Here is a 22,841-nt window from a genome sequence, read left to right as displayed (position 1 = left end):
CGCGCGTACGGCACCCGAAACCGTCCACCGGCCGGAGAGGCCCTGCCGATGTTCCTCACCATCACCACCACCGGTACCCCCGAACGCCCCGCCACCGACCTCGGCTTCCTGCTGCACAAGCACCCCGACAAGGCGCAGGCGTTCTCCACCTCCTACGGGACGGCGCACGTCCTGTACCCGGAGGCGGACGATCAGCGCTGCACCGCGGCGCTGCTTCTGGAGGTCGACGCGGTGGCGCTGGTGCGGCGGGGGAAGGGCAAGGGTCGCGGCGGGGCGCCCGACGCGGCGCTCGCGCAGTACGTCAACGACCGCCCGTACGCCGCCTCCTCGCTGCTCGCGGTGGCGCTGAGCGGCGTGTTCTCCAGCGCGATGAAGGGCGTGTGCCGGGCCCGGCCCGAACTGCCGGGGCAGGCACGCCCGTTGCGCGTGGAGGTGCCCGCGGTGCCCGCCCGCGGCGGCCCGGGACTCGTGCGGCGCCTGTTCGAGCCGCTCGGCTGGACGGTCACCGCCGAGGCGGTCGCCCTGGACACCGAGTTCCCCGAGTGGGGCGACTCGCGCTACGTGCGTCTGCTGCTGGAGTCCGAGGCGCTGACCCTCGCCGAGGCGCTGCGCCACCTGTACGTGCTGCTCCCCGTCCTCGACGACGCCAAGCACTACTGGGTGTCGCCGGACGAGGTCGACAAGCTGCTGCGGGCCGGCGAGGGCTGGCTGCCCGGCCACCCCGAACAGAAGCTGATCACCAGCCGCTATCTCTCGCGCCGCTGGTCGCTGACCCGGGAGGCGATGGAGCGGCTGGAACTGGTGCGGCTGGCGGAGGCCGACGACAGCGAGGTCGAGGACATCGACAACGCCGTCGAGGAGGAGACCGGGGCCGAGGAGAAGCCGACCCCGCTCGCCGTGCAGCGACGGGACGCGATCATCGAGGCCCTGGGCGCCTCCGGGGCCGCCCGGGTGCTCGACCTCGGCTGCGGCCAGGGGCAGTTGGTGCAGGCCCTGCTCAAGGACGCGCGGTTCACCGAGATCGTCGGCGTCGACGTGTCGATGCGGGCGCTGACCATCGCCTCCCGCAGGCTGAAGCTGGACCGCATGGGCGAGCGGCAGGCCGCCCGGGTCACCCTCCTGCAGGGCTCGCTCGCGTACACCGACAAACGGCTCAAGGGGTACGACGCCGCCGTGCTCAGCGAGGTGATCGAGCACCTCGACCTGCCCCGGCTCCCGGCGCTGGAGTACGCGGTGTTCGGTGCGGCCCGCCCGCGCACGGTCCTCGTCACCACCCCGAACGTCGAGTACAACGTCCGCTGGGAGTCCCTCCCGGCCGGCCATGTCCGGCACGGCGACCACCGCTTCGAGTGGACGCGGGAGGAGTTCCGGGCCTGGGCGCACACGGTGGCCGAACGGCACGGCTACGACGTGGAGTTCGTACCCGTGGGGCCGGACGACCCGGAGGTCGGTCCGCCCACCCAGATGGCCGTGTTCCGGATGCTCACCACCGACCAGAAGGAGGCGAAGGCGGCATGACCGAGACGACACAGCACAAGGGACGGGTCCTGCCCGTCACCGACCTCTCCCTCGTCGTCCTCGTCGGCGCGTCCGGCTCCGGCAAGTCGACCTTCGCCCGCCGGCACTTCAAGCCGACCGAGGTGATCTCCTCCGACTTCTGCCGCGGCCTGGTCTCCGACGACGAGAACGACCAGAGCGCGACCAGGGACGCCTTCGACGTCCTGCACTACATCGCCGGCAAGCGCCTGGCCGCCGGCCGCCGCACGGTGGTCGACGCCACCAGCGTGCAACAGGACTCCCGCCGCCAGCTCATCGACCTGGCGAGGCAGCACGACGTGCTGCCCGTCGCCATCGTCCTCGACGTGCCGGAGGAGGTGTGCGCCGAGCGCAACGCCGCCCGCACCGACCGGGCCGACATGCCCCGCCGGGTCATCCAGCGGCACATCCGCGAACTGCGCCGCTCCATACGACAGCTGGAGCGCGAGGGCTTCCGCAAGGTACACGTCCTGCGCGGCACGGAGGACGTCGAGAACGCCACCGTCGTCACCGAGAAGCGCTTCAACGACCTGACCCACCTCACCGGCCCCTTCGACATCGTCGGCGACATCCACGGCTGCGCCTCGGAGCTGGAGACCCTGCTGGGCAAGCTGGGCTACACCGACGGCGTCCACCCGGAGGGCCGAACGGCCGTCTTCGTCGGCGACCTCGTCGACCGCGGCCCCGACAGCCCGGGCGTGCTGCGCCGCGTGATGTCGATGGTGAAGTCGGGCAACGCGCTGTGCGTGCCGGGCAACCACGAGAACAAGTACGGCCGTCATCTCAAGGGCCGCAAGGTCCAGCACACCCACGGACTCGCCGAGACCATCGAGCAGATGGCGGGCGAGAGCGAGGAGTTCGCCGCCGAGGTACGGGAGTTCATCGACGGGCTCGTCAGCCACTACGTCCTCGACGGCGGCCGGCTCGTGGTCTGCCACGCCGGTCTGCCCGAGAAGTACCACGGCCGCACCTCCGGCCGGGTCCGCTCGCACGCCCTGTACGGCGACACCACCGGCGAGACCGACGAGTTCGGGCTGCCCGTGCGCTACCCGTGGGCCGAGGACTACCGGGGCCGGGCGGCCGTGGTCTACGGCCACACCCCGGTACCGGAGGCCACCTGGCTCAACAACACCATCTGCCTGGACACCGGCGCGGTCTTCGGCGGCAAGCTCACGGCGCTGCGCTGGCCGGAGCGCGAACTGGTCGACGTACCGGCCGAACGGGTCTGGTACGAGCCGGCGCGCCCGCTGCGCACCGAGGCACCCGGCGGGCACGACGGGCGGCCGCTCGACCTGGGCGACGTGCACGGGCGGCGGGTCGTGGAGACGCGGCACTCCGGCCGGGTCGCCGTCCGCGAGGAGAACGCGGCCGCGGCGCTCGAGGTCATGAGCCGGTTCGCCGTGGACCCGCGGCTGCTGCCGTACCTGCCGCCGACCATGGCGCCGACGGCGACCAGTCACGTCGAGGGCTACCTGGAGCACCCGGCCGAGGCCTTCGCCCAGTACGCGGCGGACGGGGTCGCGCGGGTCGTGTGCGAGGAGAAGCACATGGGCTCGCGGGCGGTGGCGCTGGTGTGCCGGGACGCGGAGGCCGCGCGCAAGCGGTTCGGGGTCGACGGCCCGACGGGCTCGCTGTACACCCGCACCGGACGGCCGTTCTTCGACGACGGGGCGGTCACGGAGGAGGTCCTGGGCCGCGTCCGCGAAGCCGTCACCGAAGCGGGTCTGTGGGCCGAACTCGACACCGACTGGCTGCTGTTGGACGCCGAGCTGATGCCCTGGTCGCTGAAGGCGTCCGGGCTGCTGCGCTCGCAGTACGCGGCCGTCGGCGCGGCGTCCGGGGCGGTGTTCCCGGGTGCGCTCACCGCGCTGGAGGGCGCCGCCGAACGGGGCGTCGACGTGGCCGGCCTGCTGGCCCGGCACCGCGAACGGGCGGCGGACGCGGCCGCGTTCACGCAGGCCTACCGCCGCTACTGCTGGACGACGGACGGCCTGGACGGCGTACGCCTGGCCCCGTTCCAGATCCTGGCGGTCCAGGGCCGCAGCCTCGCCGCGCTGCCGCACGACGAGCAACTCGCACTGATCGACCGGCTGGTGGAACACGACGGCAGCGGCCTGCTGCAGACCACCCGCCGGCTCTACGTCGACACCGGCGCCCCGGAGTCGGTGCGGGCGGGTGTCGACTGGTGGCTGGAGATGACCGGTCGCGGCGGCGAGGGCATGGTCGTCAAGCCGGTCGGCGCCCTCGTGCGCAGCCCGGAGGGGCGGCTGGTGCAGCCCGGTGTCAAGTGCCGGGGCCGCGAGTACCTGCGGATCATCTACGGCCCGGAGTACACGCGCCCCGACAACCTGACCCGTCTGCGCACCCGCTTCCTGGGCCACAAGCGGTCGCTGGCGATCCGCGAGTACGCCCTGGGCCTGGAGGCCCTGGACCGGCTCGCGGAGGGCGAGCCGCTGTGGCGGGTGCACGAGGCGGTGTTCGGGGTGCTGGCACTGGAGTCGGAGCCGGTGGACCCGCGGCTCTGAGCCATTCCTGAGCCCTGCTCGCGGCCCACGGCGCCCTTGTGCCCCACAGGTACCCCGCCCTGGGCGCCGGTGCGCGAAGGGCGGGCGGCGGCGGAGGCCCGGCTAGCCGACCAGCCGCAGTGACGTGCCCGCCACGCCGACCCGCACCGACTGCCCCCAGGTCAGCTCCAGCGCGTCCGTATCCATCCCGTCCCCGAAGGCGACGAGCCGCTCCGACTCGACGGTGACCTGGAGGCGGGCGGTGGCGGCGAGTTCGCCGGCCACCAGGGACGTCCCGGTGGCGGGCGAGGGCCACGCCTCCCGTACGAACCACAGCAGGCGGTGCTCGGTGGGGCGGGGCAGCTCCACCGAGGCGCCCCGCTCCTGCCACACCGACCTGATCCAGCCCGTCGCGCCGGTCCCGGTGCCCACCAGCACCCCGGAGGAGGCCTGGGCCTCGACGACACCCCCGTCGTCCTCGAGGCCCAGGCGGTACCTGGCCGTCTGGTGTCCGGCGGCGCCCAGGTAGATCTCGTTCAGCGCGACCAGTCGCTGCGTGTCGTCGGCGACGGCCTCGACCATCGTCAGCTCGTCCACGCTCGTCCCGACCGTCGCCAGCAGCTTCGCCGCGTCCCGCGGCCGGTGCCGTACCAGCACGCCCGGGTTGCGGCCGGGATCCGCGTCGATGCCCAGCACCGGCTGTCCGGCGAGGTACTTGGCCACGTTCGCCACCAGACCGTCCTGGCCCACGACCACCACGACGTCCTCCGGCCCGAACAGGAAGCGGTCCAGATCGGCACGCTCCACCCGCGCCTGACGCCACGTCAGCGGGATGGCCGCGGTCACCTCGGCGAGTGCCCGCCGTGCCCGCCGGTGCCGCTCGGCGACCTCCTCGATGTCCCGCCCCCGGGAGGAGAGGAAGAAGGCGGCCTGCCCGTGGGTGCCGTGGTGGGCCAGCAACTCCTCGTACTCCGTGGTGCGGTGGACCAGGACGGCACGGGGTGCGAGGCTCACGCCGTTTCCCCGCCGCCGAGCCGTGCCAGCAGGCCCGTCAGCACGTCCGGCGAGACGGTCACGCTGTCGATGCGCGGCAGGTTCTCCGCCAGCCGTGTCCCGGTGAGGGCGTGCAGCGTCGCCACGTCGACCTCGCCGTGCACCCGCAGCCAGGCGGCCTGGGCCTGGGCCCGCGCCTCGCCGACCTCGCGCGCCGCCTCGGCCTCCGCGCGGGCGAGCCGTACCGCCTTCGTCGCCTCGGCCTCAGCCAGTCGCTCGGTGCGCTGTGCCTCGGCGTCCGCCAGCCGCACCGACCGCGTCGCCTCCGCCTCCGCCAGCCGCACCGTCCGTGCCGCCTCGGCCTCGGCGCGGACCGCGTCGGCCGCCGCGTGCTCCTCCGCCTCGCGCCGCGCGTTCGTGCCCCGCTGCTCCACCAACTGCTCCTCGCGGCGGGCGAGTTCGATCTGGCTGGCCAGTTCGTTCTCGGCGATGGCGCGCTCCCGCTCGACGGCCACGGCCCGGCGCTCGTACGTCGCCCGGTCGGCCTCCTGCTGGATCTGCTCGCGGGCGGGAGTGCGCAGCGCCCGTTCGACCTCCGGCTCCGGGCGCAGCGCGACCACGCGCACCGCGACCACCTCGATACCGGTAGCCGGCAGGCGCGGTTCGGCCGCGAGCCCCGCCGCGACCCGTTCCCGGACCGCCGCCACCCCGTCGACCAGCGCCGACGCCAGGGACGTACGGGCCAGGACGTCCAGCGCGTGCTGCTGGGCCGTCTCCGTCAACAGGGTGCCGAGCTGTTCCAGCGGCGCGCCCCGCCACACCCCGGTGTCCGGGTCGACCGAGAAGTCGAGGCGGGCCGCGGCGAGGGCCGGGTCGCTGATCCGGTACGTCACCGTCGCCTGCACCGCCACGTCCTGGAAGTCGGACGTACGGGCATGGAAGGTCATCGCCAACTCCCGGTCGTCCACCGGGACTTCGGACAGCGCCGCGGTCAGTGCGCGGTACCAGAAGCTGAGCCCCGGTCCGTCGTGCAGCAGCCTGCCGTCCCGGTGGTGCCGTATGTGCGCCGTCGGCGCGCCTCGGAGATGGCGCCAGCCGAGGCGCCGGGTGATGTCGGCCATCGAACCCCCTCGTTCTCGTCTTCCCGACGATAAACGGAAGACGTCGTTATCGTCAAGAGGACGAGAATTGAGGGCGGGAGAAACTCACGAGCCACGGGTCAAGACGCCCCCCGGTGGTCAGGATGGAGGCATGGGATTCCATGTCGACTCCGAGGCCGGGCGGCTGCGCCGCGTCATACTGCACCGGCCCGATCTCGAGCTCAAAAGGCTCACCCCCAGCAACAAGGACGCACTGCTCTTCGACGACGTGCTGTGGGTGCGCCGGGCGCGCGCCGAGCACGACGGGTTCGCCGACGTCCTGCGCGACCGCGGGGTCACCGTCCACCTCTTCGGCGACCTGCTCACCGAGGCCCTGGCGATCCCGGCGGCCCGCACCCTCGTCCTGGACCGGGTCTTCGACGAGAAGGAGTACGGCGTCCTCGCCACCGACCACCTCAGAGCCGCCTTCGAGACCATGCCCCCGGCCGAGCTGGCGGAGGCGCTCGTCGGCGGCATGACCAAACGCGAGTTCTTGGACGCGCACCCGGAGCCGACCTCGGTCCGCTTCCACGTCATGGACCTCGACGACTTCCTCCTCGCCCCGCTGCCCAACCACCTCTTCACCCGCGACACCTCCGCCTGGATCTACGACGGTGTCTCCGTCAACGCCATGCGCTGGCCTGCCCGGCAGCGCGAGACGGTCCACTTCGAGGCGATCTACCGGCACCACCCGCTCTTCCGCGACGAGACGTTCCGCGTCTGGTCGGAGGGGCAGGTCGACTACCCGTCCACGATCGAGGGCGGGGACGTCCTGGTCATCGGCAACGGCGCCGTCCTGATCGGCATGAGCGAGCGGACCACGCCCCAGGCCGTCGAGATGCTCGCGCACAAGCTCTTCGCGGCCGGCTCGGCCCGGACCATCGTCGCCCTCGACATGCCCAAGCGGCGCGCCTTCATGCACCTCGACACCGTGATGACGATGGTCGACGGCGACACCTTCACCCAGTACGCGGGCCTCGGCATGCTCCGCTCGTACACCATCGAGCCGGGCGTCGGCGAGGAGCTGAAGGTCACCGACCACCCGCCGGAGCACATGCACCGGGCGATCGCCGCGGCCCTCGGTCTGAGCGAGATCCGCGTCCTGACCGCCACGCAGGACGTGCACGCCGCCGAGCGCGAGCAGTGGGACGACGGCTGCAACGTCCTCGCCGTCGAACCGGGCGTCGTCGTCGCCTACGAGCGCAACGCCACCACCAACACCCATCTGCGCAAGCAGGGCATCGAGGTCATCGAGATCCCGGGCAGCGAGCTGGGACGGGGGAGGGGCGGGCCGCGCTGCATGAGCTGCCCGGTCGAACGCGAGGCCGTATAGGCGTACATCCATGTGCATAGAAATGTCGAGGGTCGTATAGACTTCCACGGTCCGCTGTTCCCGCATCTCTGGAGCGCCCCATGGCGACAGTCCCGACCGCCCTCGCCGGGCGCCACTTCCTCAAGGAGCTCGACTTCACCGCGGAGGAGTTCCTCGGCCTGGTCGGGCTGGCCGCGGAGCTGAAGGCGGCCAAGAAGGCCGGGACCGAGACGCGGTACCTCGGCGGCAGGAACATCGCGCTGATCTTCGAGAAGACCTCGACGCGCACGCGCTGCGCGTTCGAGGTCGCCGCCGCCGACCAGGGTGCCTCGACGACCTACCTCGACCCGTCCGGCTCGCAGATCGGGCACAAGGAGTCCGTGAAGGACACCGCGCGCGTGCTCGGCCGGATGTACGACGCGATCGAGTACCGGGGTGACAGCCAGCAGAAGGTCGAGGAGCTGGCCGCCCACGCCGGGGTGCCCGTCTACAACGGCCTCACCGACGACTGGCACCCCACCCAGATGCTCGCCGACGTGCTCACGATGACCGAGCACACCGCCAAGCCGGTCGACCGGATCGCCTTCGCCTACCTCGGCGACGCCCGCTTCAACATGGGCAACTCCTACCTGGTCACCGGCGCCCTGCTCGGCATGGACGTCCGGATCGTGGCCCCGAAGCACTACTGGCCGGTCCAGGAGGTCATCGACCGGGCGCACGAGCTCGCCGAGGCCAGCGGCGCCCGGATCACGCTGACCGAGTCCCTGGCCGACGGCGTCCGGGGCGCCGACTTCGTCGCCACCGACGTCTGGGTCTCCATGGGTGAGCCCAAGGAGGTCTGGAGCGAGCGGATCGCCGCGCTCGCCCCGTACGCCGTGACCATGGACGTCCTGCGCGCCACCGGCAACCCCGACGTCAAGTTCCTGCACTGCCTGCCGGCCTTCCACGACCTGGGCACCAAGGTGGGGCAGGAGATCCATGACAGCCACGGCCTGGAGTCGCTGGAGGTGACCGACGAGGTCTTCGAGTCGGCCCACTCGGTGGTCTTCGACGAGGCCGAGAACCGCCTGCACACGATCAAGGCGATCCTGGTCGCGACCCTGGCCTGACCCGCCGGGGTGCCCCGGGGTGCCCCGCTGTCACACGGCCCGGCGCTGCGGGGGCACCGTGGGCAGCCGGAACCACACCGCCTTACCGGAACCCGTCGCCCGGTGCCCGCAGGACGAGCTGAGCGCGCGGATCAGCAGCAGCCCGCGCCCGTGCTCCTGCCAGGGGTCGGGCGACCCCAGGCTCGGTGTCGTCAGATCGCCCGGCGGCGCCGGGTCGGGGTCGTGGACCTCCACCCGGCAGCCGGACGGCAGCAGCTCCACGACCAGCTCTATCGGCGCGTCCCCCGCTGTGTGCTCCACGGCGTTCGCGACCAGCTCCGCCGTCAGCAGCTCCGCGGTGTCGCTGTCCGCCCCGTGCTCCAGCTCCGCCAGCGCCGTACGCACGAGCGCGCGGGCCACGGGCACGGCCGCGGCGGAATGCGGCAGCGCGGCGCGCCAGGAGGCGGAGGAGGCGGGGCGTTCTTGCAAGATGGGTCCGTTCATCAGCAGGCTGTCCTGCTTTCAACCGTATGAATCCTACGGGCCCGCTCACAGAGGCGTCGGGCGGGCACCGTACGGGACCTTCGGCCCCGTTGCCGGGCGGCTTACCCGTAACAACGGCCTGCCTCGCGCGGCAGCTCCCGCCGTTGCCGCTTCGTCGACGAGCCGTGACGGATGTGACGGCGCCGGGTCACAACGAGCACGCCATATAGCGCACTCGTGACGACAGTCACGGATGGGTGATAGCTTCGAAGGGCAGAGCTCGGTACGGCAGCGCCCCGTCCCCCAGGAGGCCGCACGTCATGAGTCCCTTCACCGGCTCGGCCGCCCGCACCTCCCGCTGGGAGCACCTGCGCGTCGACCTCGCCGACACCGTCGCCACCGTCACCCTCGCCCGCCCCGACAAGCTCAACGCGCTCACCTTCGGCGCCTACGCCGACCTGCGCGACCTGCTCGCCGAGCTGTCCCGCGAGCGGTCCGTACGGGCCCTGGTGCTGGCCGGCGAGGGCCGCGGTTTCTGCTCCGGCGGCGACGTCGACGAGATCATCGGCGCGACCCTCTCCATGGACACCGCCCAGCTCCTCGACTTCAATCGCATGACCGGCCAGACCGTCCGGGCGCTCCGCGAGTGCCCGTTCCCGGTGATCGCGGCGGTGCACGGGGTGGCGGCGGGCGCCGGAGCGGTCCTGGCCCTGGCCGCCGACTTCCGGGTCGCCGACCCCACGGCCCGGTTCGCGTTCCTGTTCACCCGGGTGGGCCTGTCCGGCGGCGACATGGGCGCGGCGTACCTGCTGCCCAGGGTGGTCGGGCTCGGTCACGCGACCCGGCTGCTGATGCTGGGCGAACCGGTGCGCGCACCGGAGGCCGAGCGCATCGGGCTGATCAGCGAGCTGACGGAGGAGGGCATGGCCGACGAGGCCGCGCGGGCCCTCGCCCGCCGCCTGGCCGACGGCCCGGCCCTGGCGTACGCCCAGACGAAGGCGCTGCTGACGGCCGAACTGGACATGCCGCTCGCCGCCGCGGTCGAACTGGACGCCTCCACCCAGGCCCTCCTCATGAACGGCGAGGACTACGCCGAGTTCCACGCCGCGTTCACGGAGAAGCGCCCGCCCAAATGGAGGGGGCGGTAGAGATGCCGACCTCAGGGGCGCGGGGCGCTGCCGAAACTGCGGCTACCACCGCGCGAGCGCGAGAAGCCACGACGATCCCGCAGCCGCCGACGCAGCCCGGCCACCCCCTACGCGTGGCGGTCATCGGCGGCGGGCCCGGCGGCCTGTACGCGGCGGCGCTGCTGAAACGCCTGGACCCGGCCCGCGAGGTGACCGTCTGGGAACGCAACGCCCCCGACGACACCTTCGGCTTCGGCGTGGTGCTCTCCGACGAGACCCTCGGCGGCATCGAACACGCCGACCCGGTCGTCTACGAGGCCCTCCAGCGCCACTTCGTCCGCTGGGACGACATCGACATCGTGCACCGGGGCGTACGGCACACCTCCGGCGGCCACGGCTTCGCCGCGCTCGGCAGGAAACGCCTCCTGGAGATCCTGCACGACCGCTGCCGTGACCTGGGCGTGGACCTCCGCTTCCGTACCGAGGCCCCGGCCGGCCTGGCGGAGACCCACGACCTCGTCATTGCTGCCGACGGAGTCAACAGCACCACCCGCGAGGCCCACGCCCATGTGTTCGGCCACCATGTGGTCCACCACCACTGCCGCTACATCTGGCTCGCCGCCGACTTCGCCTTCGACGCCTTCCGCTTCGACATCGCCGAGACCGAGCACGGGGTGATGCAGCTGCACGGCTACCCCTACGCGGCCGACGCGTCCACCGTGATCGTCGAGATGCACGAGGACGTCTGGCGGGCGGCAGGCTTCGCAGACCTCGACGCGGCCGAGTCCGTCGAGCGCTGCGCCAAGATCTTCGCCGACACCCTCAAGGGCAAGCCCCTGCGGAGCAACAAGTCGGCCTGGACGACCTTCCGCACCGTCACCAACGCGCACTGGTCCCACGGCAACGTCGTCCTCCTCGGCGACGCCGCCCACACCGCCCACTTCTCCATCGGCTCCGGCACCAAACTGGCCGTCGAGGACGCCCTCGCCCTCGCCGCCTGCCTGGAGGAACAGCCCTCGCTGGAGAGCGCGTTGGCGGCGTACGAGGAAGAGCGCAAGCCGGTCGTCGCCTCCACCCAGCGCGCCGCCCGGGCCAGCCTGGAGTGGTTCGAGAACCTCGGCCTGTACGTCGATCAGCCGTCCCGGCAGTTCGCCTTCAACCTGCTCACCCGCAGCCGCCGCGTCACCCACGACAACCTGCGGCTGCGCGACGCCGGCTTCACCACCTCCGTGGAGGAGGAGTTCGGCTGCCCGACCGGCACACCCCCAATGTTCACGCCGTTCCGCCTGCGCGGTCTGACCCTGCGCAACCGGGTCGTCGTCTCGCCCATGGACATGTACTCGGCGGTCGACGGCGTCCCCGGCGACTTCCACCTCGTCCACCTCGGCGCGCGCGCCCTCGGCGGCGCCGGGCTGGTGATGACCGAGATGGTCTGCGTCAGCGAGGAGGGCCGGATCACTCCCGGTTGCACCGGCCTCTACACCGGCGAACAGGCCGACTCCTGGAAGCGGATCACCGACTTCGTGCACGCCCAGTCGCCGGGTACGGCGATCGGCGTGCAACTGGGCCACTCCGGCCGCAAGGGCTCGACCCGGCTGATGTGGGAGGGCATGGACGAACCGCTGCCCGAGGGCAACTGGCCGCTCGTGGCCGCCTCCCCACTGCCGTACAAGCCCGCCGGTCAGGTCCCGCGCGAGCTGACGCCCGCCCAACTCGCGGACCTGCGCGAGCAGTTCACCGCCGCCGCCCGGCGGGCCGCCCGCGCCGGATTCGACCTGCTCGAACTGCACTGCGCACACGGCTATCTGCTGTCCGGCTTCCTCTCCCCGCTGACCAACCGCCGCACCGACGCCTACGGCGGCTCCCTGGAGAATCGGCTCCGCTTCCCGCTGGAGGTCTTCGACGCCGTCCGGGACGTGTGGCCGCGGGACCGGCCCATGACGGTCCGCATCTCCGCCACCGACTGGGCAGAGGGCGGCAACACCGCCGAGGACGCCGTGGAGATCGCCCGCGCCTTCGCCGCGCACGGCGCCGACGCGATCGACGTGTCGACCGGGCAGGTCGTGGCCGACGAACGCCCGGAGTTCGGGCGGTCGTACCAGACGCCGTTCGCCGACCGCATCCGGCACCGGGTGGGTGTCCCGGTGATCGCGGTCGGCGCGATCTCCTCCTGGGACGACGTCAACTCCCTGATCCTCGCCGGGCGTACGGATCTGTGCGCCCTCGCCCGGCCGCACCTGTACGACCCGCACTGGACGCTGCACGCGGCCGCCGAGCAGGGGTACGACGGTCCGGGCGTCGTCTGGCCGGCGCCCTACCGGGCCGGCAGCCGCCGTCCGCAGACCGGCCGGACGGACGCCCCCAAACCCCGTCTCAGCCTGCGTGGTTGAGATCCACCATGCCCGCGGTCAGCGTCGCGCCGTCCGCGGGATCGATCAGCAGGAACGCGCCGGTGCGCCGGGAGACCGCGTAGTCGTCGAGCGCCAGGGGCTCGGCGGTGCGCAGCCTGATCCGGCCCAGGTCGTTGACCGACAGCTCGGCGGCCCCGGCCAGGTCTTCGACGATTCCCTTGACGGTACGGGTGGTGTGCCGCACCAGCACGCGGTCGCCGACCCGCAGCGGCCGGTCGGCCAGATGGCACACGGCCGCCCGGACGTCCCGGGTGAGTACGGGGGCGTCGGGACCCGCCGTGATCATGTCGCCGCGCGAGACGTCCCGCGGGCCCGCGAGCCGCACGCTGACCGACTGGGGCGCGTACGCCGCCTCGGCCGCCGTGCCCAGCACGTCGATCGCGGCGATCTCGGAGGTCTCGCCGGACGGGTGCACGGTGACCCGGTCGCCGACGCGCAGCGAGCCCGACACCAACTGGCCCGCGTAGTGGCGCTGTTCGCCGTGCCGGATCACGTACTGCACGGGGAAGCGGGCCGGCGCGTCGGCGGCCTCGGCGCCCACGGGGACGTTCTCCAGGAACTCCAGCAGGGCCGGCCCGGCGTACCAGTCCATGTGCGCCGAGCGGTCCACGACGTTGTCGCCGACCAGCGCCGAGACGGGGATCGGGGTGAAGCCGGGCAGTCCCGCCTCCGCCGCGTGCCCCGCGAAGTCCTCGACGATCCGCTCGAACTCGTCCTGCTCGTACCCGACCAGGTCCATCTTGTTGACCGCGAGCACCACGTGCGGCACCCGCAGCAGACCGGCCACGGCGGCGTGACGACGGGTCTGCTCGACCACCCCGTGGCGCGCGTCGGCCAGGATGATCGCCAGCTCGGCGGTGGAGGCACCGGTGACCATGTTGCGGGTGTACTGCACGTGGCCGGGGGTGTCGGCGAGGATGAACCGCCTGCGCGGGGTGGCGAAGTAGCGGTAGGCGACGTCGATGGTGATGCCCTGCTCGCGCTCGGCCCGCAGTCCGTCGGTGAGCAGCGCGAGGTCGGGACCCTCCTGGCCACGGCCCGCGGAGGCGCGCTCGACGGCCTCCAACTGATCGGCCAGCACCGACTTGGAGTCGTGCAGCAGCCGCCCGACGAGGGTGGACTTGCCGTCGTCGACGGAGCCCGCCGTCGCGAAACGCAGCGTGTCGATGGTCGTACCGGTCATGGCTAGAAGTACCCCTCGCGCTTGCGGTCTTCCATCGCGGCCTCGGAGAGCTTGTCGTCGGCCCGGGTCGCGCCGCGCTCGGTGAGCCGGGAGGCGGCGATCTCCGCGATCACCTTCTCGATGGTGTCGGCGTCGGAGTCGACCGCGCCGGTGCAGGACATGTCGCCGACCGTGCGGTAGCGCACCTGCCGCTTCTCGACCTGCTCCCCGGGCCGAGGACCGCCCCACTCGCCCCCCGTCAGCCACATGCCGCCGCGCCGGAAGACCTCGCGGTGATGGGCGTAGTAGATCTCCGGCAGGTCGATGGCCTCGCGGGCGATGTACTGCCACACGTCCAGCTCGGTCCAGTTGGACAGCGGGAAGACGCGGACGTGCTCGCCGGGGGAGTGGCGGCCGTTGTACAGGTTCCACAGCTCCGGGCGCTGGCGGCGCGGATCCCACTGCGAGAACTCGTCCCGCAGCGAGAACACCCGCTCCTTGGCGCGCGCCTTCTCCTCGTCCCGCCGTCCGCCGCCGAAGACCGCGTCGAACTTCTCGGCCTGGATCTTCTCCGTGAGCGGCAGTGTCTGCAGCGGGTTGCGGGTGCCGTCGGGACGTTCGCGCAGCACACCGCGGTCGATGTAGTCCTGTACGCAGGCCACATGGAGCCGCAGCCCATGTGCGGCGACCACACGGTCGCGGTAGTGGAGGACCTCGGGGAAGTTGTGCCCGGTGTCCACGTGCAGCAGCGAGAAGGGCACCGCGGCCGGGGCGAAGGCCTTCAGCGCCAGGTGGAGCATGACGATGGAGTCCTTGCCGCCGGAGAACAGGATCACCGGCCGCTCGAACTCGCCCGCCACCTCGCGGAAGATGTGCACCGACTCCGATTCCAGGGCCTCCAGATGGGACAGGGCGCCGCTCACACCAGCCCCCGCTCCGCCAGCACCGCGTACACCGCGTCCGCCGACTCCTCCGGTGTCTGGCTCTGCGTCGCCAGCACCAGGTCCGGGGCGGCCGGCGGCTCGTAAGGGTCGTCGACGCCGGTGAGCCCCGCCAGCCGGCCGGCGGCCTGGCGGGCGTACAGCCCCTTCACGTCACGCTCGCTGCACACGTCGACCGGCGTGGCGACATGCACCTCGACATACGGCGTCGCACTGGCCTCGTGCCGCTTGCGGACGGCCTCACGGCTGTCGGCGTACGGGGCGATCACGGGGACGACGGACAGCACGCCGTTGCGGGCGAGGACCTCGGAGACGAGGCCGATGCGCTGCACGTTCGTGTTCCGGTCCGCCCGGGAGAAGCCGAGGCCCGCCGAGAGGAAGCGGCGTATCTCGTCGCCGTCCAGGATCTCCACGCGATGACCCTCGGCCTCCAGGCGTTCGCCCAGGTGGCGGGCGATGGTCGTCTTGCCCGCGCTCGGCAGTCCGGTGAGCCAGACGGTGGCTCCCTGAGCCCTGGGCCCTGGCTTGGTGGTCATGCGCAACAGTCCTCTTTCTCGGCCCGGCGGTCGGCTCGCCGAACGCTAGGTAAGAAACTTGAGAAGAGGGACAGAAGAAGCTGAGGGTTCCGTGAGTGACTCAAGTTGTGGCTGAGGTCACACCCCGGCGAACACCGCCCCCGCGTCCCGGAGCCGCTCGTGCAGCTCCCGGAAGACCGCCGCCGACCGCGCCCCCGGCCAGTCCTCCGGCAGCAGCCGGGCCGGGAGGCCGGGGTCGACGTAGGGCAGGTGGCGCCAGGAGTCGAGGACGAGGAGGTAGTCGCGGTAGGCGTCCTCGGGCGGGGTGTCCGCGCGCCGCCGCCACTGCTGCAGCACCGGCTCGTGGCGGTCCAGGAAGGCCTCGTGCTCCTTGGCGATCGCGGCCAGGTCCCACCAGCGGGCGACCGCCTCGACGGTGGCGGCGAAGCCGAGGTGCTCGCCGCGGAAGAGGTCGACGTACGGGTCGAGATGCAGCCGGCGCAGGGTGTGCCGGGTCTCCTCGTACAGCCGCGCGGGTGCGATCCACACCCCGGGCGCCGCCGTGCCGAAGCCGAGCGCGGCCAGCCGCGAGCGCAGCACGTGCCGCTTCTGCCGCTCCGACTCCGGCACGGAGAACACCGCGAGCACCCAGCCCTCGCCCTCGGGCGCGGCGGTGGCGTACACCCGCCGGTCGCCGTCGTCGAGCAACTGGCGGGCGTCCGGCGACAGTTCGTACCCGGCCGCGCCCAGCGCCGTGCGGGCGGGCAGCAGCAGCCCGCGGCGTTTGAGACGGGACACCGACGAACGTACGGAGGGCGCGTCCACGCCGACCGCGGCGAGCAGCCGGATCAGCTCGGCGACGGGCACGGGGCCCGGTACGAAGCGGCCGTAGGCGCCGTAGAGCGTGACGATGAGAGACCGTGGTGCATGCTGGTCGGACACGTTGATCATCTTAGGTCGTCGGCATCACTGCTGGTCACCATCGGTGCGCAGTCTGAACCGCTGGAGCTTTCCGGTCGCGGTGCGCGGCAGGGCGTCCGCGAAGTGGATCTCGCGCGGGCATTTGTAGGGCGCCAGTTCGGACTTGACGAAGGCGCGCAGCGCGTCGGCGTCCCGTACGGCGCCCTCCCTGAGGACGACATGGGCGACGGCCACCTGTCCGCGGGCCTCGTCGGGGCGCCCGACGACCGCCGCCTCGACCACGTCCGGATGGCGCAGCAGCGCGTCCTCGACCTCCGGCCCGGCGATGTTGTACCCGGCCGAGATGATCATGTCGTCGGCGCGGGCGACGTACCGGAAGTAGCCGTCGCTCTCGCGGACGTAGGTGTCGCCCGTGATGTTCCAGCCGTCGCGTACGTACACGCGCTGTCGCGGGTCGGCGAGGTAGCGGCAGCCGACGGGCCCGCGCACGGCGAGCAGACCCGGCTCACCGTCGGGCACCGGGTTGCCGTCCGCGTCCTGCACGCGCGCCTGCCATCCGGGCACGGGCACCCCGGTCGTCCCGGGCCGGATCCGCTCGTCGGCGGCGGAGACGAAGATGTGCAGCAGTTCCGTCGCCCCGATGCCGTTGATGATGCGCAGCCCGGTCCGCTCCTGCCAGGCCCGCCAGGTGGCCGCGGGCAGGTTCTCGCCCGCGGAGACGCAGCGGCGCAGGGAGGCGACGTCGTACGCGTCGAGCTCCGCGAGCATCGCGCGGTAGGCCGTCGGCGCGGTGAACAGCACCGAGACGCGGTGCGCGGCGACGGCCGCCAACAGCTGCCGCGGATGGGCCTGTTCGAGCAGCAGGGCGCTGGCGCCCGCGCGGAGCGGGAAGACCACCAGGCCGCCGAGTCCGAAGGTGAAGCCGAGCGGCGGACTGCCGGCGAAGACGTCGTCCGCGGTGGGGCGCAGCACGTGCCGGGAGAAGGTGTCCGCTATCGCCAGCACGTCCCGGTGGAAGTGCATGCACCCCTTCGGGCGGCCCGTCGTGCCCGAGGTGAACGCGATCAGCGCCACGTCGTCGGCGGCCGTGGCGACAGCCGGGTACGGGGTGTCGGCCGCCGGGCGGCGCAGCAGGTCGTCGGGGGTGTCGCCGTCGTAGGTGGTGATCCTGAGGCCGGGTATCTCGGCCTTGACGAGGTCGTCGACGGAGCGGATGTCGCACAGGGCGTGCCGGACCTGTGCCATGTCACATATCACCGCCAGCTCGTGCGGCCGCTGCTGCGCCAGCACCGTGACCGCCACCCCGCCCGCCTTCAGCACCGCCAGCCAGCAGGCGGCCAGCCACGGTGTGGTCGGGCCGCGCAGCAGGACGCGGTTGCCGGGGACCACCCCGAGGTCGTCGGTGAGGATGTGCGCGATCCGGTCGACGCGGGCGCGCAGGTCGCCGTACGTCCAGGACGGGCCGCCGGCGGTGTGGAACGCCGGGCGGGCGGGATCGGGGCCCGTCAGCAGTTCGGCCGCGCAGTTCAGCCGATCGGGGTACCGCAGCTCCGGCAGGTCGAAGCGGAGTTCGGGCCATTCCTCGTGGGGCGGTAGATGGTCGCGCGCGAAGGTGTCGACGTGGGCCGAGTCGGTCATGGCGATGCGCCCCCTTATGCCGGGTTCGGCGTCCTGGCGGGCTCGTGAATGGAGCGTATCGTGTTGGTGACGACAGTCAATGGAGCGCGATACGGTCGAGGTGGATACGGCAGAGAGGGGACCGGCGATGCCCGCATTCTCGCTCGAACCGGCACAGATCGCCTGGTGCGGTGAGCTGCGCGCCACCGCCGAGCGGCTGCGCCCGCTGGCCGAGAAGGGCGAACCGGGGCACCTCAACCGTCCGCTCGTCGCCGAACTCGGCAGGCTCGGGCTCCTGGACCGGCTGTTCACCTCGGGCGCGCTCGACCTGTGCCTGATGCGCGAGTCCCTCGCCTACGCCTGCACGGAGGCCGAGACGGCGCTCGCCCTGCAGGGCCTGGGCGCCCACCCGGTGCACGCCTACGGCACCCCGGCCCAGCGTGAGCGCTGGCTGCCCCGGGTGGGCGACGGCACGGCGGTGGCGGCGTTCGCGCTCAGCGAGCCGGGAGCCGGCTCGGACGCGGCGGCCCTGGAGCTGACCGCACAACCCGACGGAGCAGGCGGCTGGCGCCTCGTCGGCGAGAAGTGCTGGATCTCCAACGCCCCCGAGGCCGACTTCTACACCGTCTTCGCCCGCACCACCCCCGGCGCGCGCTCACGCGGCGTGACCGCCTTCCTCGTGCCCGCCGACCGCCCCGGTCTCACCGGCACCGCCCTCGACATGCTCTCCCCGCACCCCATCGGCGCCCTCGACTTCGACGCGGTGCCGGTCACCGCGGACGACGTGCTCGGCGAGACCGACCGGGGCTTCCGGGTCGCCATGGGCACCCTCAACCTCTTCCGGCCCAGCGTCGGCGCCTTCGCCGTCGGCATGGCACAGGCGGCCCTGGACGCGACCCTCGCCCACACCTCCCGCCGGGACGCCTTCGGAGGGAAGCTGCGGGACCTGCAGACGGTCGCCCACCAGGTCGCCGAGATGGCCCTGCGCACGGACGCGGCCCGCCTCATGGTGTACGCGGCGGCGTCGGCGTACGACGAAGGGGCCGCGGACGTCCCGGCGCGCGCGGCGATGGCGAAGCTGCTCGCCACCGAGACCGCCCAGTACGTCGTCGACGCGGCGGTCCAGCTGCACGGCGCCCGCGCCCTGCGCCGCGGCCACCTGCTGGAACACCTCTACCGCGAGGTCCGCGCCCCACGCATCTACGAGGGCGCCAGCGAGGTCCAACGGGGCATCATCGCAAAGGAGTTGTACCGGAACCGGGAGGCGCGGTGACCGCGGAGCGCATCAACCCCAGTGAGCTGTCCCCGCCGACCGGCTTCTCCCACGCGGTCGTCGCCACCGGCACCCGCGTCGTCTTCCTGGCCGGCCAGACCGCCCTGGACACCGACGGCAAGGTGGTCGGCGACACCCTTCCCGAACAGTTCGAGAAGGCGCTCGGCAACCTGCTCGCCGCCCTCGCGGCCGCCGGCGGCACCCCGTCCGACCTGGCCCGCGTCACCGTCTACGCCACGGACGTCGCCGCCTACCGCGACCATGCCGGCCGGCTCGGCCGCGTGTGGCGCGACCTGGCGGGCCGGGACTACCCGGCGATGGCCGTCGTCGAGGTCGTACGGCTGTGGGACGAGAAGGCGCTGGTGGAGCTCGACGGCTTCGCCGTGCTCCCCTGATGCGGCGTTCAGGCGGTTCAGGCGGCGACGGCCAGGCGCTCGGCCGGCGCGCGGTGCGGGGCGACGACGCGGCCGTCGGCCGTCAGCTCGCCCGAGTCGTCGAAGACGATCGCGCCGTCGCACAGAAGGCTCCAGCCCTGCTCGGGGTGGGCCGCCACGATGTGCGGGACGCGGCTGTCGGAGGAAGGGCACGAAGGCTGGTGGGAACACATGGCGCACCTCCACGTCGGCCGGGACCGCTGCGTACGGTCCCGTTGCACAGACCATGCTCCCGACGCGAACCCACCGGAACGCCCGGGCGGGAAACGTGACAACACCCGGACAACTCCCGGACGGTTCCACGACCGTCGATGCGGACTCGCCACCGAAGGGGTGACGGTCACCGCCCGGGGCGGGTCCGGCCGGTACCTAGTGGAAGCCCCAGCTTCAGGAGGTTTCCATGTTCGTCCGACCCGCCCTGGGCCTCGCGGCCGGTGCCGCGCTGCTCCTGCTCACCGCCCCCGCCGCGCCGGCCGCGGACCCGTCCGAGACGGTGACCGTCGAACCCACCGGCACCATCGCCGCGGACGGCACCGTGACCCTCTCCGGCACCTACCGCTGCCTCGGCAACACCGGCCCGGCCTTCGTCAGCTCCTCCGTCAGCCAGGCCAAGCCGGACGTCCGCCAGGGCATCGGCGGCACCAGCGCCGTGTGCGACGGCCAGGAACACCGCTGGCAGAACACGGGCAAGCCCTCCGACGCCCTCGACGCCGGCACCGCGAGCGTCGAGGCCGCGGTCATGGAGCTGCGCCCCGTGGGCGGCCTGCCCCTGCCCCGCTTCCACGCGGTCCAGCGGCAGGACGTCACCCTGACCCGCGACTGACAGTGGCCGGCCGGCACCTCGCGGCCACCGGGCGGACCGGCCACGCTTACCATTGCGCTGTACACGCAGCAGCCCGGACGGTTACCTGGTCGGACCCGTGGAGATGCCCGTGGCCTCGCACCGTCGCTCTCCGAACCACCGTTTACGACTGCTCGTCACCGAGGCCCGCCTGACGCACGAGGCGCTCGCCCGGCACGTCAACCGGCTGGCCGCCCTGCGCGGGCAGGCCACCCGCTACGACCGGACCTCGGTCTCGCACTGGCTGGCCGGCACCCGGCCCCGCTCGTTCACCGTGGAGCTGCTCTGCCACGCGCTGAGCGAGCGGCTGGGCCGGCCCGTCACCGCCTTCGACGCCGGCTTCCAGGACGCCCAGGCACACAGCGGGGACGCCGTCGCCCTCGACGCCGTCGCCCGGCTCGGCGACCTGGCCGGCGCCGAGGCGGACCCGCGCTACCGGGCGGCGGCCCGAGCGGTCCCCTTCCGGCCCGGCGCGCCCGTGCCCGGCGGGCCCGCCGAGCGCGCCGTCCGCGACGACCCGCGCGAGCCGGCGGACCTCGGCCTGGAGATCAGGTCCATGCGCGACACCGCCGCCTTCTGCGCCTTCCACCTCGACGCCTTCGGCGGCGGCTACACCCGCACGGTGCTGGCCGGCTACCTCGCCGACGTCGTCACGCCCTGGCTGCGCCGGCGAGGAGAGGAACCGGGCCACCGGGCGCTGTTCGCCGGTGCGGCCCAACTCGCCCATCTGCTGGCCCAGTCCGCCGCCGACATGGGTGCCGAGGGACAGGCCCAGCAGGCCCACGAGGTCTCCCTGGCGCTGGCCGCCCACGCGGGCGACCGCAGGCTGTACGCCATCGGGCTGCGGGCGCTGAGCGGCCAGGCACTGCGCCTGGGCGCCCCCGGCTCCGCCCTGCGGCTGGCGGAGACCGCCGCCGAGACGGTGCCGAGCACGGCCTCGCCCGGCACCCACGCCTATGTGCTGACCCAGTGCGCGCTCGGCCAGGCGATGACCGGGCTGCCGCGCACGGCGGTACGGACCCTGCTGCGGGCCGAGCGGTGGCTGGAGCGCGCCGACAGCGCCGCGGGCCCGTTCACGCACTACGCCCACGCCGACTTCGCCTACCAGCAGGCCCAGGTGCTGCGCGCGCTCGGCGAGTCCGGCCCGGCCCTGCACGCCTACGAACTCTCCCTGCGCGAACGCGAGGCACACCGCAACCGGACGCGGGTGCTCACCCTGGCGAGCACGGCCGAACTGCACCTCGCGCAGGGCCGCCTCGACGAGGCCTGCGCGCTGTGGCACCAGTGCCTCGACGACGCTCCCCGGGTCCACTCCCAGCAGGTCGCCCAGCGGGTCGCCGGGATCCGGCACGAGCTCGCCCCCTATCGGCGCAGTCCCGTCGTCGCGGAACTGTGGGCACGGGTGATATCCGGGGCCGAACGGAGTAGCGGTGCGGACGGCGGCCGGTCCGTGCGGCCACAGTGGTCGCATGACCGACCCTCTGACGACGGCCGACGTACTGGCAGCCCTGCGTGAGCACGAAGGCGCCGCTGCGGCCGGCGCCCCCGCCGTTCCTCACGTGCCGCCGACGGCCGGTGCCCCCGCCGGCCTTCACGTGGCCCCGGCTGCCTTCACGTGTCGCCGGCGGTCGGCGTGACTGCCGTCCCTCGCGTGCCCCCGGCGGCCGGCGTCATGCGCGTACGTCCAGCAGCACCCGTACGGCCACCGGCCGCCGGTCGCCGATCGCGCCCCGCCACACGATGTCGGTGAGCTCGCCGACCAGCCGCATGCCGGGGAACCGGGCGAACAGCGCGGGCAGCGCGGCCGCGGCCACCCGGCGGGCGAGCGGGGCGCCGACGGCGGACGGAGCCGTCAGCCGCGGCCCGAGCAGCTCCTCCAGGATTGGCACGAGGTCCCCGGCCGGCACGCGCCCGAGGGTCTGCGGGTGCCGCAGCAACAGCGCGGCGCCGTAGGCGAGACGGATGGCGGTGGTGCCCGACGCGCCGATCAGCAGCCCGGCCGCCTGCTCCCGCAGTTCGCGGCCGGAGATCGCGCCGCCGTGCCGTGCGCGGACGAGGGCGCCGATCACGTCGTCGGCGGGAAGCTCCGCCTTCTCCCGCAGCGCCTCCTCGACCAGCACACCGAACTCCCGCCGGGCGGCCCGGATGCCGGGGGTCTGCGCGTCCTCGTGGCCGAACAGCCGCCCGGCGAGCTCCATCATGTGCGGCGCGTGGGCGGGCGGCAGACCGAAGACGTGCGCGCCGACGGTCGCCGTGAGCGGCAACGCGAAGTCGCCCATCAGATCGGCGCGTTCGCGCCCGCCCAAGATCTCCAGCCCCTCCCTCACACACCGGTCGATCGCCTCCGCCCAGACGTCCAGTCCGGCCGGTGCGAAGTACGGTGCCGTCAAATGCCTGAGGAGCGCTTGTCGTTGACCATCCCGGTCGAGCACCTGCGTCATGCAGGCAATGGTCGGTGCTGCCGGACGCTCCGGCGCACGCCCCGGCCGGTCGAGTGTGTTGCACGTGTTGAACGCCCCCTGACGACACTGTCCTCATGATTGC

Annotated in this window: 20 protein-coding genes; 10 read left to right on the top strand and 10 right to left on the bottom strand. The window is 73.0% G+C overall.

Going from position 1 to position 22,841, the window contains the following annotated elements; all coding sequences use genetic code 11:
* Positions 1–48: 48 nt before the first annotated feature.
* Together ACIGDI_RS29315 and ACIGDI_RS29310 are read left to right on the top strand one after the other, a co-directional pair.
* Complete coding sequence (locus tag ACIGDI_RS29315; RefSeq protein ID WP_399902715.1) at positions 49–1,518, top strand: 3' terminal RNA ribose 2'-O-methyltransferase Hen1; 1,470 nt, start codon at positions 49–51, stop codon at positions 1,516–1,518.
* A complete protein-coding gene (locus ACIGDI_RS29310) occupies positions 1,515–4,061 on the top strand; it encodes a polynucleotide kinase-phosphatase (protein WP_399902713.1) in 2,547 nt (848 codons plus the stop codon). The genes ACIGDI_RS29315 and ACIGDI_RS29310 overlap by 4 nt, the downstream gene beginning before the upstream one ends.
* A gap of 102 nt (positions 4,062–4,163) precedes the next feature.
* Here the strand turns inward: ACIGDI_RS29310 and ACIGDI_RS29305 are convergent, their stop codons facing one another.
* Both ACIGDI_RS29305 and ACIGDI_RS29300 read right to left on the bottom strand, forming a co-directional pair.
* A complete protein-coding gene (locus ACIGDI_RS29305) occupies positions 4,164–5,054 on the bottom strand; it encodes a hypothetical protein (RefSeq protein WP_399902710.1) in 891 nt (296 codons plus the stop codon).
* Positions 5,051–6,154, bottom strand: coding sequence for an SPFH domain-containing protein (locus ACIGDI_RS29300; RefSeq protein ID WP_399902707.1), 1,104 nt, complete (start codon positions 6,152–6,154; stop codon positions 5,051–5,053). The genes ACIGDI_RS29305 and ACIGDI_RS29300 overlap by 4 nt, the downstream gene beginning before the upstream one ends.
* Before the next feature lie 130 nt (positions 6,155–6,284).
* Between ACIGDI_RS29300 and ACIGDI_RS29295 the strand changes: the two genes are divergently transcribed.
* On the top strand, positions 6,285–7,505 hold the full coding sequence (locus ACIGDI_RS29295) for an arginine deiminase (RefSeq protein ID WP_272176335.1): 1,221 nt from the start codon (positions 6,285–6,287) through the stop codon (positions 7,503–7,505).
* Positions 7,506–7,585: 80 nt separating this feature from the next.
* Complete coding sequence (gene argF, locus ACIGDI_RS29290) at positions 7,586–8,593, top strand: ornithine carbamoyltransferase (protein ID WP_399902704.1); 1,008 nt, start codon at positions 7,586–7,588, stop codon at positions 8,591–8,593.
* 30 nt (positions 8,594–8,623) lie between these two features.
* Here argF and ACIGDI_RS29285 read toward each other — a convergent pair whose 3' ends face one another.
* Positions 8,624–9,076 carry an ATP-binding protein gene (locus ACIGDI_RS29285; RefSeq protein WP_399902701.1) on the bottom strand — a complete coding sequence of 151 codons (453 nt, stop codon included), beginning with the start codon at positions 9,074–9,076 and terminating at the stop codon, positions 8,624–8,626.
* A 299-nt stretch (positions 9,077–9,375) separates the two neighbouring features.
* Between ACIGDI_RS29285 and ACIGDI_RS29280 the strand changes: the two genes are divergently transcribed.
* Together ACIGDI_RS29280 and ACIGDI_RS29275 are read left to right on the top strand one after the other, a co-directional pair.
* Positions 9,376–10,203, top strand: coding sequence for an enoyl-CoA hydratase family protein (locus tag ACIGDI_RS29280; protein WP_399902699.1), 828 nt, complete (start codon positions 9,376–9,378; stop codon positions 10,201–10,203).
* A gap of 2 nt (positions 10,204–10,205) precedes the next feature.
* Positions 10,206–12,572 carry a bifunctional salicylyl-CoA 5-hydroxylase/oxidoreductase gene (locus ACIGDI_RS29275; protein ID WP_399902696.1) on the top strand — a complete coding sequence of 789 codons (2,367 nt, stop codon included), beginning with the start codon at positions 10,206–10,208 and terminating at the stop codon, positions 12,570–12,572.
* Here ACIGDI_RS29275 and ACIGDI_RS29270 read toward each other — a convergent pair.
* The 5 genes from ACIGDI_RS29270 to ACIGDI_RS29250 all read right to left on the bottom strand — a co-directional run bounded on the left by ACIGDI_RS29270 (position 12,556) and on the right by ACIGDI_RS29250 (position 17,770).
* On the bottom strand, positions 12,556–13,776 hold the full coding sequence (locus tag ACIGDI_RS29270) for a sulfate adenylyltransferase subunit 1 (protein ID WP_399902693.1): 1,221 nt from the start codon (positions 13,774–13,776) through the stop codon (positions 12,556–12,558). The genes ACIGDI_RS29275 and ACIGDI_RS29270 overlap by 17 nt on opposite strands.
* Positions 13,777–13,778: 2 nt before the next feature.
* Positions 13,779–14,678: a sulfate adenylyltransferase subunit CysD gene (gene cysD, locus ACIGDI_RS29265; protein ID WP_399902690.1), complete on the bottom strand. Its 900-nt coding sequence runs from the start codon at positions 14,676–14,678 to the stop codon at positions 13,779–13,781.
* A complete protein-coding gene (cysC, locus tag ACIGDI_RS29260; RefSeq protein ID WP_399902687.1) occupies positions 14,675–15,232 on the bottom strand; it encodes an adenylyl-sulfate kinase in 558 nt (185 codons plus the stop codon). The genes cysD and cysC overlap by 4 nt, the downstream gene beginning before the upstream one ends.
* Before the next feature lie 117 nt (positions 15,233–15,349).
* A complete protein-coding gene (locus ACIGDI_RS29255) occupies positions 15,350–16,162 on the bottom strand; it encodes a PaaX family transcriptional regulator C-terminal domain-containing protein (RefSeq protein ID WP_399902684.1) in 813 nt (270 codons plus the stop codon).
* Between the two features lie 15 nt (positions 16,163–16,177).
* The gene (locus ACIGDI_RS29250; RefSeq protein WP_399902681.1) at positions 16,178–17,770 is read right to left on the bottom strand and encodes an AMP-binding protein; all 1,593 of its coding nucleotides are present in this window, start codon (positions 17,768–17,770) and stop codon (positions 16,178–16,180) included.
* A 127-nt stretch (positions 17,771–17,897) separates the two neighbouring features.
* Between ACIGDI_RS29250 and ACIGDI_RS29245 the strand changes: the two genes are divergently transcribed.
* Entirely contained in the window at positions 17,898–19,022 is a 1,125-nt protein-coding gene (locus ACIGDI_RS29245; RefSeq protein WP_399902678.1) for an acyl-CoA dehydrogenase family protein, read from the top strand.
* Positions 19,019–19,417, top strand: a complete 399-nt coding sequence (locus tag ACIGDI_RS29240; RefSeq protein WP_399902676.1) for a RidA family protein — start codon at positions 19,019–19,021, stop codon at positions 19,415–19,417. The genes ACIGDI_RS29245 and ACIGDI_RS29240 overlap by 4 nt, the downstream gene beginning before the upstream one ends.
* Positions 19,418–19,434: 17 nt before the next feature.
* On the opposite strand, the gene ACIGDI_RS29235 is transcribed toward ACIGDI_RS29240, so the two are convergent.
* Positions 19,435–19,629, bottom strand: a complete 195-nt coding sequence (locus ACIGDI_RS29235) for a DUF5999 family protein (RefSeq protein WP_200697939.1) — start codon at positions 19,627–19,629, stop codon at positions 19,435–19,437.
* Positions 19,630–19,856: 227 nt separating this feature from the next.
* On the opposite strand from ACIGDI_RS29235, the gene ACIGDI_RS29230 reads away from it, so the two are divergent.
* Positions 19,857–20,279, top strand: coding sequence for a DUF6299 family protein (locus tag ACIGDI_RS29230; RefSeq protein WP_399902673.1), 423 nt, complete (start codon positions 19,857–19,859; stop codon positions 20,277–20,279).
* Positions 20,280–20,388: 109 nt separating this feature from the next.
* The gene (locus ACIGDI_RS29225; protein WP_399902671.1) at positions 20,389–21,813 is read left to right on the top strand and encodes a hypothetical protein; all 1,425 of its coding nucleotides are present in this window, start codon (positions 20,389–20,391) and stop codon (positions 21,811–21,813) included.
* A gap of 154 nt (positions 21,814–21,967) precedes the next feature.
* Here ACIGDI_RS29225 and ACIGDI_RS29220 read toward each other — a convergent pair whose 3' ends face one another.
* Positions 21,968–22,738: a hypothetical protein gene (locus ACIGDI_RS29220; protein WP_399902668.1), complete on the bottom strand. Its 771-nt coding sequence runs from the start codon at positions 22,736–22,738 to the stop codon at positions 21,968–21,970.
* Positions 22,739–22,841: the final 103 nt, after the last annotated feature.

Source organism: Streptomyces sp. NPDC085900, from assembly GCF_044540925.1.
GTDB classification, from domain to species: Bacteria; Actinomycetota; Actinomycetes; order Streptomycetales; family Streptomycetaceae; genus Streptomyces; species Streptomyces gilvifuscus.
The sequence above is the reverse complement of the archived record's forward strand: the minus strand, read 5'-3'. Positions and strand labels throughout refer to the sequence as shown.